The following is a 13,942-nucleotide window of genomic DNA, read 5'->3' on the forward strand; positions in this document are numbered from 1 at the left end:
TGCCGCCCGCCCCTGCCCGTCCGTTTTCGACGGCGATGTCGATTTCGGGCGGTCCGTCCGGTTTGCTTGTCGGTCGCGCCTCGTGCGGTGTATCAGATGACGTCAGGGAGGGAGATCACGATGCGATACGCGGACGTCTATGCGGACTGGCAGGCCGATCCCGACGGCTGGTGGATGGCTCAGGCTGAAAAGGTGCATTGGGACAGGTTCCCGACACGCGCCCGCGCCTCCGACGATCCGACGAATCCCGGCTGGTTCGCCGACGGGCTTCTCAATACCTGCTACAATGCCGTCGACCGGCATGTCGCGGACGGACGCGGAGAGCAGGCGGCGCTGATCTGGGACAGCGCGGTCACCGGGACGATCGAGCGGATCACCTTCGCCGAGTTGCAGGAAAGCTGTGCCCGGCTCGCCGGAGCGCTCCGCGCCCGAGGGATCGAGAAGGGCGACCGCGTCGTCATCTACATGCCGATGGTGCCTGAAGCGATCGTCGCGATGCTCGCCTGCACCCGGATCGGCGCCATCCATTCCGTCGTCTTCGGCGGCTTCGCGGCGTCCGAACTCGCGATCCGGATCGACGATGCCCGGCCGAAGGCCATTCTCGCGGCCTCCTGCGGGATCGAGCCCACGCGCGTGGTCCCCTACAAGCCGCTCATCGACGCCGCGATCGATCAGGCGGAGGCGAAGCCCGAATTCTGCGTCGTGCTGCAAAGGGACGCCGCGAAGGCCGACCTCGTCGCGGGGCGGGACCACGACTGGCACGACTTCGTGTCGGACGCGGAGCCCGCGGACTGCCTGCCGGTCGAGGGCGACCATCCCTGCTACATCCTCTACACGTCTGGGACGACCGGGCGGCCCAAGGGTGTCGTCCGCCTCACCGGGGGGCATGTTGTGGCGCTCAACTGGACGATGAAGGCCATCTACGACGTCGATCCGGGCGATGTCTTCTGGGCGGCCTCCGACGTGGGGTGGGTCGTCGGCCATTCCTACATCTGCTACGCGCCGCTCTTTCACGGCAACACCTCGGTCGTTTTCGAGGGCAAGCCCATCGGCACGCCCGATGCGGGCACGTTCTGGCGGGTGATCTCGGATCACGGGGTGAAAAGCTTCTTCACCGCGCCGACGACGTTCCGCGCGATCCTGCGCGCCGATCCGGAGGCGGCGGAACTGGCGAAACACGATCTGTCGAAGCTCAATGCGATCTACCTCGCGGGCGAACGCGCCGATCCCGCCACGATCGAATGGGTCCGCGAGAAGACGGGCAAGCCCGTCTACGATCATTGGTGGCAGACGGAGACGGGATATACGATCGCGGGCAACCCCACGGGGATCGAGGTCCTGCCCGTCAAGATCGGCTCTCCCACCGTTCCGATGCCGGGCTACGATATGTGCGTCCTCGACGATGACGGGCGAGAAGCCGATCCGGGGACGCTCGGCTCCATCGCGATCCGCCTGCCGCTGCCCCCGGGTTGCCTGCCCACGCTCTGGAACGCCCGGGCACGGTTCGAGGAGGCCTATCTGGAACGGTTCCCCGGTTACTACACCACCGGCGATGCCGGAAAGATCGATGCGGACGGATATGTCTGGATCATGGCGCGCACCGACGACGTGATCAACGTGGCCGGGCACCGCCTCTCCACGGGCTTGATGGAGGAGATCCTCACGACCCATCCCGATGTGGCCGAATGCGCGGTCGTGGGCGTCGCCGACGCGCTGAAGGGGCAGCTTCCCATGGGGTTCCTCACGCTCAAGGCGGGATGCACGACGCCCGAGGCGGAAATCGTCGCGGAATGCGTCGCACTCGTGCGCGACCGGATCGGCCCCGTCGCGGCCTTCAAGCTCGCCGTCGTGGTCGAGCGACTGCCGAAGACGCGTTCAGGCAAGATCCTGCGCTCGACGATCGCAGGCGTCGCGGATGGCGGTGCGGTGAAGGTGCCGGCCACGATCGACGATCCCGCGATCCTCGACGAGATCCGGGAGCGGATCGCATCCATCGGCTATCCCCTGCCCGAGGGTCAGCGACAGTAGCTGCCCGATCGATATCGGGCGGTGTCGAAGTGGAAGTGGTCCTGATGCATCGCGTCGGATTCAGGACCCAACACCGTCCCGAAGGGCCCGCAGGCCGCCTCGTGAAGCTGATGCAGGAGCGGGCCGTGCTGTTCGTCCTCCCATCCCTTGAGGACGCTGATCTCGACCCCGTTCCTGAGCCGGATCGCCGCGATGTCGATCGCGCGGCCCCGCCCATGCTCCGAGATCTTCGCACCCGGCACGTTGTTGCGGGGGCGGCAGGCATAATGGGCCACGACACGCAATCCGACCGCTCCGCCGCCCAGGCGCCCGACCACCGGCCCGACCCCGTCCTCCACCCAGGTCTTGAGCGCCCCGGCCGTCCGGCAATCCACCGTCGCCGCTTGGCTGAGACGGAGCCCGGCGACGGAGACGAGGCGGACAGGCTCGTCCACGCCGCATCCGGCGATGCGTCCGGGGATGGCGGGCAGCGTGGTGCCGAGTATCTCGGGATCGCCGCAGATCGAATGCGGACCCGCCTGCCGATCGACCGGGAAGCCCGCGCGACGGACGGCGCCCCGGCGGCGCACGTTCTGCGGACGGCTCTCGGGACGGGGCGAGCGGGCGATGCGACCGATGCCGCTCCCGCCCTCGACGACGCGGGCGGGGAACGGCGCGCGCCGCCGTATCACCTGCGCGACCGTCTCCGCGATCGCGTCGGCCGTGGTCTCGACTTCCGGGAAGGAGAGGATGGGCCCGGGTCGGTATCGCGGCAGCGGGGAGCGTTCCGGGGCCTCGGCCGCAGCGAGCCCGGCGAATGCCAGCAGCAGAAGCGCCGCGAGCGCCCCGGCCCTCACGCCTTGCCCGAGCCCCGTCCGAAATCGGCCGCGTTCGTGTCCTGCCCGGCCTCGATGATACCCCGACGGATGGCGCGCGTCCGGGTGAAATAGTCGTGGAGATGATCGCCGTCGCCCTTCCGGATGGCCCGCTGGAGGGCGAAGAGCTCTTCCGTGAAGCGGCCCAGGATCTCCAGCGTGGCATCGCGGTTGTTGAGGAACACGTCGCGCCACATGGTCGGGTCGCTCGCCGCGATACGGGTGAAGTCGCGAAAGCCCGCGGCGGAGTAACGGATGACTTCGCTGTCCGTCACGCGGCTCAGATCGTCGGCCACGCCCACCATCGTGTAGGCGATGAGGTGCGGCGTATGGCTCGTCACGGCGAGAACGCGGTCGTGATGGTCCGCGTCCATTACCTCCACCCGCGCACCCATGCCCTCCCAGAGCCGCGTGAGCCGCGCGAGGGGCTCGGCCTCCGCCGCATCGTCGATGAGCAGGCAATAGCGGTTGTCGAAAAGCTCGGCGAAGCCCGCATCGGGGCCGGACCGCTCAGTGCCTGCCAGGGGATGTCCGGGGACGAAGTGGACGCCGTCCGGAACGTGCGGTGCCACCGCCTCCATCACGGAGCGCTTCACGGAGCCCACATCCGTCAGCGTCGCGCCGGGCGCCAGATACGGCCCGATCGCCTCGGCGATCTCGCCCATGACGCCCACGGGGACGGCGAGGACGACGAGGTCGGCGCCCGTCACCGCCTCCTCCGGGGTCGCGACGATCCTGTCGCAGAGGCCGCGCGCCGCCGCCGCCTCGCGCGTCTCCGCCGATTTCGCGGTGCCGACGATCTCGCCCACGAGGCCGCCGCGGCGCATGGCGAGCGCCATCGACCCCGCGATGAGGCCGAGCCCGATCAGGGCGACGCGGGAATAGATCCGGCTCACACCCCCTGCCCCCGGAACCGCGCGATGTTGTCGGCCACGCGGCGGCAGGCGGCCTCGTCGCCGATGGTGATGCGCAGGCATTCGGGCAGGCCGTAGCCTGCCACCTTGCGCACGAGGAGGCCTTCGGCCCTCAGATGCGCCTCGCAGGCCTCCGCCTCGGCCTGATCGGCGAGGCGGGCGAGGACATAATTCGCGCTGGAGGGATCGCTGGGGATGCCCAGCGCTGCCAGAGCCTCTGCGAGCCAGCCCCGCAACCTCTTGGTTTCACTCACTGTTCGGGTGACGAAGTCGCGGTCGTGGAGGGCGGCCTCGGCGGCGGCGAGCTGGAGGTCGCCCAGGTTGAAGGGGCCGCGGACTCGGTTCAGCACGTCGATCACGTCGGGCGCGGCATAGGCCCAGCCGACACGCAGGCCGCCGAGGCCGTAGGCCTTGGAGAAGGTGCGTGTCATCACGACGTTCTCCCGCTCCGTCACGAGCGCCGCGCCGCCGTCGTAGCCGTCGTCGGCATATTCGGCATAGGCCCCGTCGAGAACAAGGAGCGCATCGGCGGGCAGGCCGTCGGCAAGGCGCACGAGCTCGTCCGGGGTCAGCATCGTGCCCGTGGGATTGCCCGGATTGGTGACGAAGACGAGCCGCGTGGCCTTTCCCATCGCGCCCAGAAGCGCGTCCACGTCGACGCGGCGGTCCGTCTCCGGCACGTCGACGGGCGTCGCGCCGGCGGCCAAAGCACTGATCTTGTACATGGAAAATCCGTGCCGCGTGTGGAGCACCTCGGTGCCGGGACCGGAATAGGCCTGGCACAGGAGCGCGATGATCTCGTCGCTTCCCGCCCCGCAGACGATCCGTCCGGGGTCGAGATCGTGCACCTCGCCCAGGGCGGTGCGGAGGGCGAGATGGTCGGTGGACGGATAGCGGTTGAGCGTGCGGGCGGCGCGTTCGAGCGCCGCGACGGCGGAGGCGGGAGGGCCCCACGGATTCTCGTTGCTCGAGAGCTTCACGATCTCGGCCACGCCGTCGGCATGGCTGGCGCCGCCGATATAGGGGGCGATGTCCAGGATGCCGGATCTGGGGGCGATGGCGTGGGTCATGAACGTTCCTCTCTCCGCGCCGTTCTAGCCGTCCGCATCCGTGGAGACCAGATCGGAGGCGCGTACACAAGGCGTGCAGTTAACGTGCGCGGGACGTGCACCGTGCGTGCGGCGGGCGTGCCGACAGCGTGCGGCAGGTGTCGGGCGAACGTACACCGTGCGTACACGGGATGTGCCGACACGGGCGAACGTTGCGCGCGCGGAATGAATGCGGCGCGCGGTCGTCGCATCGGGCGCGGGTTACGACATTCGCCCGGAATGTGTCGCCCGACCAAGATCGCGTCACCAATGCCGCGACCCGCTTGAAAATCCTGCGATTGCACGACGGGGACCGGACTTCCCCTGACATCCTCATCGGAGCGGCTTGAGCGGTGGGGGAAACCGCTATATGCGCGGCCGGGATTGGCCAGACCGTCGAGATTCAACTGCGCCCGGAGCCTCGGATTGCCCCACACCTTCCCACGCCATGGCGTTCCGCGCGACGCATCCGCATCCGCCCTTCCGCATCGGGCCTCGTATTCCACCAATAGCCGAGAACGTCGGAGGTTCGCGTCGCCGGACCGGGCGAGCCTGGTGGCGCGGTCATCGGCGGGGTCCGATGGAACGGAGTAGCGCCGTCTCGACGGCGGGCGCCGGCATCTTCGGGGCCCGCGCGGTCTCGCTGGCGATCGCCGCGGCGGGGGCGCTCTTCTATGCCCTCCTCGGTACCGGCATCGGGCCGCACGCGACGGAGGACGCGTTCGGTGCCGATATTTACGATCTCTATTATCTGGCGATCCTCGACGGGCGGTTCGACCTGCCGGTGCGCGTCCTGCGTTTCGAGGGCCATTACGCGCCCGACGGGACGGGGTATCTCTATCACGGCCCCGCGCCGCTCCTGACGCGGTTCGCCCTTGGTTGGGCCTGGCCGCTGCCGCAAGTCTCGATGGCCCATCTGTCGGTCTGGTTCTGGGCGGCCGCGGGCACGGCCTGCTTCCATCTCGCGCTCGCCGATATTGCCCGGCGTCTCTGGCCGGAGGAGAGCCGTTCGCGGACGCTCTGGGCGGGGCTTCTCGCGCTCGTCGTCTGGTTCGGCAGCCCCGGCGTGCTGCTCGCCGCGGGGCCGTCGCTCTACCACGAGACGATCGCTTTGGCCTACGGTGTGACCGGGGCGTTCGTCCTGCTCTGGACCCGGATCGCGCTCTCGGGCCGGCCCTGGGGCTGGACGCTCGCGGGTCTCGCGATCTGCGCCGCGCTCGCACTCCATGCCCGGCCGAACGTCGCCGTCGGCCTCTATCTTGGCGCGATGATCGCGATCGGCCTCGCGCTCTGGAACGACCGCCGCCGCGCCGTGCTGCCCGCGCTTCTCGCCATAGCGATCCTAGGGGCGGGCGGGGCCGGCTATCTGGGCTTCAACGCGATGCGGTTCGGCTCGGCGATGACGGTGCACGGCTCCTACGACGCATCGAGCGTACGCTACGGCCCGGTCTTCTGGGGACGCGAGGAACCCGACTCGCCCCGCGCGTCGGCATTCCTCGAACACGGGCGGTTCAACGTCCAGCGCATCCTGCCCAACCTGGCACTCTATACCGTCGACATGCCCGCGGGCTATTTCCTGAGATCGACGTCCAGGGCGATCGAGGCCGCGTATCGCCGGGCCACGGCCGATCTGGGCTATATCCGGATCGGGGGGCCGACGGTCGGGATGCTGTGGCTCTGGACGGGGTGGATCGCGCTTTCCGCGGCCGCGCTCTTCGCGAGGAACATGCCCCGGCGCCTCGTGGCGCTCCTCGCCGCGACGGGCGGCGCGGCGCTGCTCACCCTCTCCTACGGGACGGTGGAGCTTCGCTACCGCTTCGATCTCTGGCCGGCGCTGGCCACGCTGGCGGCGCTTGGCCTCTACGCGGTCGTCCCGCGCCTGTCGCGTCCGGGTGGCGCCCCCGTCGTGACGGCCCTGCTGTCCGCGACGATGCTGGCCGGGCTGCTGGTGAGCGGGCTGACCACCTACGCGTATCGGGACGATTTCAATACGATCTATCCGCCGGATGCAGAAACGACGTTCTACGCCCATTGGTCCGAGGAGGAGTGCCGGGAGAAGGGCCGCGACCTCGACCTGTCGCCGGACCGCCTCGCGCAGATCTGCGCGACGCCGTCCCTCGGCGGGCGCGCGGACTGAGGCCCCTCGCGGCTCGGTTCGACCCGGACCGGGGGGCTTTCAGCCCGGCGTTTCGCGCATCTGCGCGGCGGGTTTCTTCACGGCGCCCAGCGCGTCGATGAAGCGGTTCCCCCATTCGAAGATATCGGTGTTGCGGACGACCTCCATGAGCGCGGCGTGGCGGGAGCGGCGCTCCTCGAGGGGCATGGTCAGTCCCTTCTCGATCGCATCGCCGACATCCTCCGCGTCGTAGGGGTTCACGATCAGCGCGTCGGTCATCTGCTCGGCCGCCCCGGCCCCGCGCGACAGGACGAGGACGCCCGGATCGTCGGGATCCTGCGCGGCGACGAATTCCTTCGCGACGAGATTCATCCCGTCGGCGAGCGGCGTCACGAGGCCCACCGACGCCATCCGGTAGAGCGGCACGAGCGTTTCACGCGGGACGGACCGCACGACGAACCGGATCGGGGTCCAGTCGATCTCCCCGTACTGGCCGTTGATGCGTCCCGACAGGGCCTCGAGCTCCCGCGTGATCTCCTGGTAAGCCATCACCGATTCCCGCGAGGGCGGCGTGATCTGCAGGAGGGTGGCCCGTGGCGAGCAGGGATCGCGGCGCGCGAGATAGGTGCTGAAGCCGCGGAACCGATGGGGAATGCCCTTCGAGTAATCCAGCCGGTCCACGCCGAGGATCAGCCTCGCATCGGCCCGGATATGCACCGGGTCGTGCGCGGGGGGCGTCTTTGCGATGTCCGCGAATGTCTTGCCGTCGATGCCGATGGGGAAGGAGCGGACCTTGAAGATCGATCCGTCGAGCTTCACCCGGCCGTCGAGCAGCATCTCGCCCGACGGGTGCCGCCGGTAGGCATCGAGGCAGCGGGCGACATCCGCCTCGGTCTGCAATCCGACGAGGTCGAAGGCCGCGAACCACTGGTAGAACTCGTCGCTCTCCGTGAGAGCGGAGATGTCGGCGGCGGCCGGGAACGGGATGTGCAAGAACATCCCCACACGGGCCGCGACACCAAGCCGGCGCAATTCGAGCGCGAGCGGGAGGAAATGGTAGTCGTGGACCCAGATCCGGTCCTCGGGCCCGACGATCTGCGCCAGCATCCGCGCGACCCGCGCGTTGACGGCGCGGTAGCCGTCCGCGTACCGGCGCTCCATCGCCAGGAGGTCCGTGCGGTGATGGCAGAGCGGCCAGAGGACGGAATTGGCGTAGCCGAGATAGTAATCGGCATGTTCGTCCTCGGTCAGATCGAAGGTCGCCTTCTCGTACCGCTCTTCGCCCGCGACGGGCTGGAAGGTCTCGGACGGCTCGTCAGCGAAATCGCTCGCGGCCCCGATCCAGAGACCGCCGCGTTCGGCCAGCAATTCGTGCAGGGCCACGACCAGCCCGCCGGAGGGCGGCCCCTCGGTCGGTATGCGGTTCGACAGGACGATGAGGCGGCCCGGCATCAGGCGTCCTCCGCCCGGTCGGCCCAGCGCGCGAGGGTGTCGTGCACGGCCGGGACGTCGGGGACCCGGCAGGCGGCCGAGGTGTCGCCGTCCCCGACTTTAATCGCGAGACCGCCGAGCTCGTCGGCCACCGCGAACATCTCCTCGTCGGTCCGGTCGTCGCCGATCGCCACCGGCACGCGGCCCTGCCATGTCTCCATCAGGTGCCGCACCGCGTCGCTCTTGGAGACGGTCTCGGGCATCAGCTCCAGCGCCATCTTGGACGGGCGTACGACGAAGCCGGTCAGATGCCGCGCCATCTCGTCGAGCATCGCGGCGCAGTCGGCCTCGCGATCGGGGGCGGCGCGGTAATGCAGGACGAGGCTCGCGGGTTTTTCCTCCAGGAGGAGGCCGTCGTTCCGGTCCGTCCACGCGGCGAGCTCGTCGCGCACGGTGCGCAGCGTATCGCCCTGCCCGTGATCCACGACCGATCGCTTGCCCTCGATGCGCCGTTCGGCGCCGTGGGAGCCGACGAGGATGCCGTCGTAATCCGGCAGCATTCGCTCCAGATCCGCCAGTCCCCGTCCGGAGACGATGGCCGTGGCGTTTCCGGACGCGGCCCGAAGCCGGGCGAGGAGGGTTTCGGTTCCGGGGGGGAGTTCGACCGCATCGGGCCTGGCCGCGATCTCCACGAGCGTGCCGTCGAAATCGAGAAAGAGGGCCGTGCGATCGAGATCCGGCAGATCCAAGGGCTCGAAGTGCGGTGTCGACGTCCGCTCCGCTGGACCGCCATTGGCATCTCGCCGTCGGAACTCTTCCATTGCCTTCTCCTTGTTGCACAACCTCAACGCGGTTCGGGCGTTTATGTTCTCACCGGAATGGCCCGGTACACATTTGTACGCCGCGAGCGTTCGGTGCCGTTGCCGCAACCGCGGGGGTCTTTCTTCGGGACGCCGGAACCCGGGTGCAGACGGCGCGGGAAACTCCCTGATGCGCGGGCCGGATCGAGGTCTTCCTCAGCGTCCGTGGCAGTTCGGAAGCTGCCCATTCAGGGATCGCAGGGATCTTTTCTGGACGGCCCCTTCCCAGGGGACAACCACCCCGTCACGGCCTGATTAAAAGGGGGAATGGGACCGTCACGCCCGATCCCGCCGGTCCGCGACATGGCCGGATGACACCGGGCGACAAGACATCGCGGACATTCAAGGTGGAACCGATGGGGTGTGATGACGTAGGGTAACAGAGATGTGAAATGAACCGGGAGGTACGACGACGATGATCGATCGACATTTTGGCAGATCCTCCCGCCGCGGATTTCTCGCGGGAATATCGTCCCTGGCGATCACGCTCCCCGTGTTTGCGCGCGAGTACAGCGGCGCGGTTCCCTGGCATCCGAAGGAAGCGGTCCCCCCGAACGCCTTCGATCCCGCGGCCCGTTTCCTCGACGATGAGGAGCGCGCCTTCGTGACCGCCGCCGTCGATCGCCTGATCCCCGCCGACGAGTTCCCCTCTGCCTCCGAACTCGGTGTCGTCGATTTCATCGACGCGCAACTGGCCGGCTTCTACGGCCGGGGCGAGATCTACTACATGGAGGGGCCGTTCGAGGACGGACTGCCCACGCAGGGTTATCAGGCCGAGGCGCCCGCCCTGCTCTACCGGCAGGCCATCGCCGATATCCGGGCCGGCCTCTCGCAGGCCGGTCAGCCCGACTTCGTCGATCTCTCGCCTGAGGACCAGGACGAGTTGCTCACCAACCTGTCGGAAGGCGCGGGAGACCTGGAGCATACCGACGGCAAGACCTTCTTCGACACGCTCTGGCAGAACACGCTCGAGGGCTATTTCGGGGACCCTGTACATGGCGGAAACCGCAACATGGAGGCGTGGCGCATGATCGGATTTCCCGGAGCCCGCTACGATTACCGGCCATGGGTCGATCATGGCGGCAAGCCCCTGACCTTCGAGCCGGTCTCCGTCGGCGGGAGGTTGACGCAATGAAGACGCTTCCCGAACGCGACGTGGTCATCGTGGGCTTCGGCTGGACCGGTGCCATCGTGGCCGAGCAACTGACGCTCGAAGGGCTCGACGTGCTCGCGCTCGAACGCGGCGTCTGGGCCGATACCTCCACCGATTACGCGGTGAACAACGCCCAGGACGAGGTCCGCTATCGCTACCGCGACGAGCTGTTCGAGGACCTGTCGCGCGAGACGCTGACGTTCCGCAACACCACGGACCAGAGCGCGCTGCCGATGCGGATGCTGGGCTCCTTCCTGCCCGGCACCAACGTGGGCGGCTCGATCACCCACTGGAACGGGCAGGCCTGGCGGTTCCTGCCATCGGACTTCCAGGCGCGCAGCCACAACCTCGAACGCTACGGCGAGGGGATCTTCGGCGAGAACATGACGGTGCAGGATTGGGGCGTCACCTATGACGAGCTCGAGCCGCATTACGACACGTTCGACAAGATCTGCGGGATCTCCGGCAAGGCCGGAAACCTCAACGGCGAGATCCAGGAGGGCGGCAACCCGTTCGAGGGCGCGCGGTCGAGCGAATATCCGAACCCGCCGATGGAGATGGTGGCCGCGCCGCTGAAGTTCGCGGCCGCGGCGCGGGAGCTCGGCTACAAGCCCTTCCCCGGCCCCTCGGCCAACATGAGCCAGGCCTACACCAACCCTCTCGGCGTGCAGCTCGCCCCCTGTTCCTATTGCGGGTTCTGCGAGAAATACGCCTGCGGCAACTATTCCAAGGCCACGGCGCTCACCACGATCGTCCCGGCCCTGATGCGGCGGGACAACTTCACGCTCCGGACGGGCGCGATGGTGCTCAGGGTCGAGAAGGACGCCCAGAACACGCGGGCAACCGGCGTCACCTATATCGATTCCGAGGGGCAGGAATACTTCCAGCCGGCGCAGATGGTGGTTCTCTGCACCTACATCACCCACAACGTGAACCTGCTTTTGCAATCGCAGATCGGCGAGCCCTACGATCCCAGCACGGGCCGCGGCAATGTCGGGCGCAACTACGCCTACCAGGCGATGTCGGGCGCGGACGTCTTCTACGACGATTTCGCCGTGAACCCCTATATCGGGGCAGGCGCGCTCGGTCAGGTGATCGACGAGTTCAACGGCGACAATTTCGACCATACCGGTCTCGGCTTCATCGGCGGCGGCTACATCGCGCAGTGGCAGACGAATGGCCGGCCGATCGAACACCATCCGGTCCCCGAGGGCACCCCGAAATTCGGCGCCGGCTGGAAGAAGGCCGTGCGCGAGAACTACAACCACACGATCGGCGTGGGCGCGCACGGGGCGGTGATGAGCCACCGGGGCAATTACCTCGACCTCGATCCGACCTACAAGGACGCCTATGGCCGGCCGCTCATGCGGCTGACCTTCGACTACAAGCCCAACGAGATCGCCATGTCGGCGCACCTGACCGAGAAGGTCGCCGGGATCGCGCGGGCGATGGGCGGCCGCGAGGTCAAGGTGAGCGAGATGAAGGTGCCCTACGACATCGCGCCCTACCAGACGACGCACAATACGGGCGGCCACATCATGGGCGAGACGCCCACCGACAGCGTGACCAACAAGTACAACCAGAGCTGGGACCTGCCCAACCTGTTCCTGATGGGGGCGGGCAACTTCCCGCAGAACCCCGGCTACAACCCGACCGGAACCGTCGCGGCGCTGGCCTATCACTCGATGCAGGCCGTTCGCGAACGCTATCTCCGCGATCCCGGACCGTTGGTGCAGGCATGAAGACACATCTCTCCGCCCTTTGCCTCGCGACCGCCCTGCCCGCCGCGGCCGTCGCGCAGGACGCCAATACCTGGTCGACGATCGAGCGCGGCCTCTATCTCACGCGGATCGGCGATTGCGCCGCGTGCCACACGGTCGAGGAGGACGCGCCCTATGCCGGCGGGCTGGGGCTGCCCACGCCGTTCGGGACGATCTATGCCGCGAACCTCACGCCCGACGAGGACACGGGCCTCGGCGACTGGACCGCGGACGATTTCCACACCGCGATGTCCCGAGGCATCCGCCCCGACGGCACGCGTCTCTATCCAGCCTTCCCCTACACGCATTTCACCTACGTCACGCGGGACGATACCGACGCGATCTATGCCTATCTGCAGACCGTCGATCCGGTGCGCGACCGTGTGCCCGAGGCCGATATTCCCTGGCCCCTCTCCGTGCGGACCGCCATGCGCGGCTGGAACATGCTGTTCTTCGAGGAGGGCGAGCTCGCGCCCGTCGCCGACAAGTCCGACACCTGGAATCGCGGGCGGTACCTCGTCGAGGGGCTCGCGCATTGCTCGGCCTGCCATTCGCCCCGCAACATCGCGGGCGCGGAGAAGGACGGCGCGCAAAGCTATACCGGCGGGGTGATCGAAGGCTGGTTCGCGCCCTCCCTGCGCGACGGCACGGGCGGCGAGGGTCTCGGCGACTGGAGCGAAGAGGAGCTGGCGGACTTCCTGCGCCACGGGCGCAACGGGCGAACGGCGGCCTTCGGCCCGATGGCCGAAGTGGTCGACCTGTCGACGCGCTGGCTCACCGACGACGATCTCGAGGCCGTCGTGACCTACGTGAAGGACCTGCCCTTCGACGCGGTCGACGCGGAGGCGCCGGAAGCGCTTGCCGCGGACGATCCGACGATGACGCAGGGCGAGGATATCTACGCCACGCAATGCGCGGCCTGCCACGGGATCGAGGGCGACGGCATCGAGAACCAGTTCGGCGCCATCGCGGGATCCTCGCTGGTGCAATCCTCGAACCCACGGACCGTGGTCAGGATGGTACTCGAGGGCGCGCGGTCCGTCCCGACCGACGCGTATCCGACGCCGCACGCCATGCCGGCCTTCGACTGGAAGCTGACCGACGAGGACGTGGCCGCCGTCACGACCTATGTCCGCAACGCGTTCGGCAACGCCGCCTCCCCCGTCGATGCCGATACGGTGGCCGATATCAGGTGAGCGCTCTACAGGTTGCCCGACGGGGACTTCCGGGAACCCGGACACTGACGGAGGCTACGGCCGGGAGGTCGTGACTTCCGGAAGTTCCCGCCCCCGGCGGGCCGACCCGCTCCGGGATCAAGCGCCGGGAATGCGGGCGACGACCTTGATCTCGAAGTCGAAGCCCGCCAGCCACGTCACGCCGACCGCGGTCCAGGCCGGGAACGGCCGGCTCGGGAAATAGCGCTCCTTGACCGGCATGAGATCGGGAAATTGTGCCTCCGGATCGGTGTGGAAGGTCGTGACGTCGATGACGTCGTCGAAGCTGCACCCGGCCGCGTCGAGCACGGCCTCGAGGTTCCTGAAGGCCCGATCGACCTGCGCGGGATAGGTTTCCTCGGGGGAGCCGTCCTCGCGGCTTCCGACCTGGCCGGAGACGAAGAGCAGGTCGCCCGATCGCACGGCGGGAGAATAGCCGTGCTGATCGTAAAGCGCGTGGCGGGCGGACGCGGCGGGGTAGATCGGCTGACGCGGGTCCATCGGGGACTCCTTTTCCTGGCTTC

At 68.3% G+C, this 13,942-nt stretch carries 11 protein-coding genes; 5 read left to right on the plus strand and 6 right to left on the minus strand.

Annotation, left to right across the window (positions count from 1 at the left end):
* The first annotated feature begins 120 nt into the window (after positions 1–120).
* The gene (locus tag LX81_RS12635) at positions 121–2,028 is read left to right on the plus strand and encodes an AMP-binding protein (protein WP_111537690.1); all 1,908 of its coding nucleotides are present in this window, start codon (positions 121–123) and stop codon (positions 2,026–2,028) included.
* Here LX81_RS12635 and LX81_RS12640 read toward each other — a convergent pair.
* From LX81_RS12640 to hisC, 3 genes are read right to left on the minus strand one after another with little or no spacing between them, the layout of a single operon-like run.
* Positions 2,016–2,864: an extensin-like domain-containing protein gene (locus tag LX81_RS12640; protein ID WP_111537691.1), complete on the minus strand. Its 849-nt coding sequence runs from the start codon at positions 2,862–2,864 to the stop codon at positions 2,016–2,018. The genes LX81_RS12635 and LX81_RS12640 overlap by 13 nt on opposite strands.
* Positions 2,861–3,778: a prephenate/arogenate dehydrogenase family protein gene (locus tag LX81_RS12645; RefSeq protein ID WP_234822597.1), complete on the minus strand. Its 918-nt coding sequence runs from the start codon at positions 3,776–3,778 to the stop codon at positions 2,861–2,863. The genes LX81_RS12640 and LX81_RS12645 overlap by 4 nt, the downstream gene beginning before the upstream one ends.
* Complete coding sequence (gene hisC, locus LX81_RS12650; RefSeq protein WP_111537693.1) at positions 3,775–4,866, minus strand: histidinol-phosphate transaminase; 1,092 nt, start codon at positions 4,864–4,866, stop codon at positions 3,775–3,777. The genes LX81_RS12645 and hisC overlap by 4 nt, the downstream gene beginning before the upstream one ends.
* A 598-nt stretch (positions 4,867–5,464) precedes the next feature.
* On the opposite strand from hisC, the gene LX81_RS12655 reads away from it, so the two are divergent.
* Positions 5,465–7,021, plus strand: a complete 1,557-nt coding sequence (locus LX81_RS12655; RefSeq protein ID WP_111537694.1) for a hypothetical protein — start codon at positions 5,465–5,467, stop codon at positions 7,019–7,021.
* 39 nt (positions 7,022–7,060) lie between these two features.
* Here LX81_RS12655 and LX81_RS12660 read toward each other — a convergent pair whose 3' ends face one another.
* Both LX81_RS12660 and otsB read right to left on the minus strand, forming a co-directional pair.
* A complete protein-coding gene (locus LX81_RS12660) occupies positions 7,061–8,452 on the minus strand; it encodes an alpha,alpha-trehalose-phosphate synthase (UDP-forming) (protein ID WP_111537695.1) in 1,392 nt (463 codons plus the stop codon).
* Complete coding sequence (gene otsB, locus LX81_RS12665) at positions 8,452–9,252, minus strand: trehalose-phosphatase (RefSeq protein ID WP_111537696.1); 801 nt, start codon at positions 9,250–9,252, stop codon at positions 8,452–8,454. Before otsB ends, LX81_RS12660 begins: the two co-directional genes overlap by 1 nt.
* A 454-nt stretch (positions 9,253–9,706) precedes the next feature.
* Between otsB and LX81_RS12670 the strand changes: the two genes are divergently transcribed.
* The 3 genes from LX81_RS12670 to LX81_RS12680 are packed head-to-tail and all read left to right on the plus strand — an operon-like array spanning position 9,707 to position 13,400.
* Positions 9,707–10,426, plus strand: coding sequence for a gluconate 2-dehydrogenase subunit 3 family protein (locus LX81_RS12670; RefSeq protein WP_111537697.1), 720 nt, complete (start codon positions 9,707–9,709; stop codon positions 10,424–10,426).
* Positions 10,423–12,186, plus strand: coding sequence for a GMC family oxidoreductase (locus tag LX81_RS12675; RefSeq protein ID WP_111537698.1), 1,764 nt, complete (start codon positions 10,423–10,425; stop codon positions 12,184–12,186). Before LX81_RS12670 ends, LX81_RS12675 begins: the two co-directional genes overlap by 4 nt.
* The gene (locus LX81_RS12680) at positions 12,183–13,400 is read left to right on the plus strand and encodes a c-type cytochrome (protein WP_111537699.1); all 1,218 of its coding nucleotides are present in this window, start codon (positions 12,183–12,185) and stop codon (positions 13,398–13,400) included. Before LX81_RS12675 ends, LX81_RS12680 begins: the two co-directional genes overlap by 4 nt.
* A 117-nt stretch (positions 13,401–13,517) precedes the next feature.
* Here LX81_RS12680 and LX81_RS12685 read toward each other — a convergent pair whose 3' ends face one another.
* On the minus strand, positions 13,518–13,919 hold the full coding sequence (locus tag LX81_RS12685; RefSeq protein WP_111537700.1) for a RidA family protein: 402 nt from the start codon (positions 13,917–13,919) through the stop codon (positions 13,518–13,520).
* Positions 13,920–13,942 lie beyond the last annotated feature (23 nt).

Source organism: Palleronia aestuarii, from assembly GCF_003253995.1.
Taxonomy (GTDB): Bacteria; Pseudomonadota; Alphaproteobacteria; order Rhodobacterales; family Rhodobacteraceae; genus Palleronia; species Palleronia aestuarii.

What these genes read in the sequence shown, in the direction of transcription:
- LX81_RS12635 (WP_111537690.1), top strand. Translation starts at nt 121, where the DNA reads ATGCGATACGCGGACGTCTATGCGGACTGGCAGGCCGATCCCGACGGC.
- hisC (WP_111537693.1), bottom strand. Translation starts at nt 4,866, where the DNA reads ATGACCCACGCCATCGCCCCCAGATCCGGCATCCTGGACATCGCCCCC.
- LX81_RS12655 (WP_111537694.1), top strand. Translation starts at nt 5,465, where the DNA reads ATGGAACGGAGTAGCGCCGTCTCGACGGCGGGCGCCGGCATCTTCGGG.
- LX81_RS12660 (WP_111537695.1), bottom strand. Translation starts at nt 8,452, where the DNA reads ATGCCGGGCCGCCTCATCGTCCTGTCGAACCGCATACCGACCGAGGGG.
- otsB (WP_111537696.1), bottom strand. Translation starts at nt 9,252, where the DNA reads ATGGAAGAGTTCCGACGGCGAGATGCCAATGGCGGTCCAGCGGAGCGG.
- LX81_RS12670 (WP_111537697.1), top strand. Translation starts at nt 9,707, where the DNA reads ATGATCGATCGACATTTTGGCAGATCCTCCCGCCGCGGATTTCTCGCG.
- LX81_RS12675 (WP_111537698.1), top strand. Translation starts at nt 10,423, where the DNA reads ATGAAGACGCTTCCCGAACGCGACGTGGTCATCGTGGGCTTCGGCTGG.
- LX81_RS12680 (WP_111537699.1), top strand. Translation starts at nt 12,183, where the DNA reads ATGAAGACACATCTCTCCGCCCTTTGCCTCGCGACCGCCCTGCCCGCC.
- LX81_RS12685 (WP_111537700.1), bottom strand. Translation starts at nt 13,919, where the DNA reads ATGGACCCGCGTCAGCCGATCTACCCCGCCGCGTCCGCCCGCCACGCG.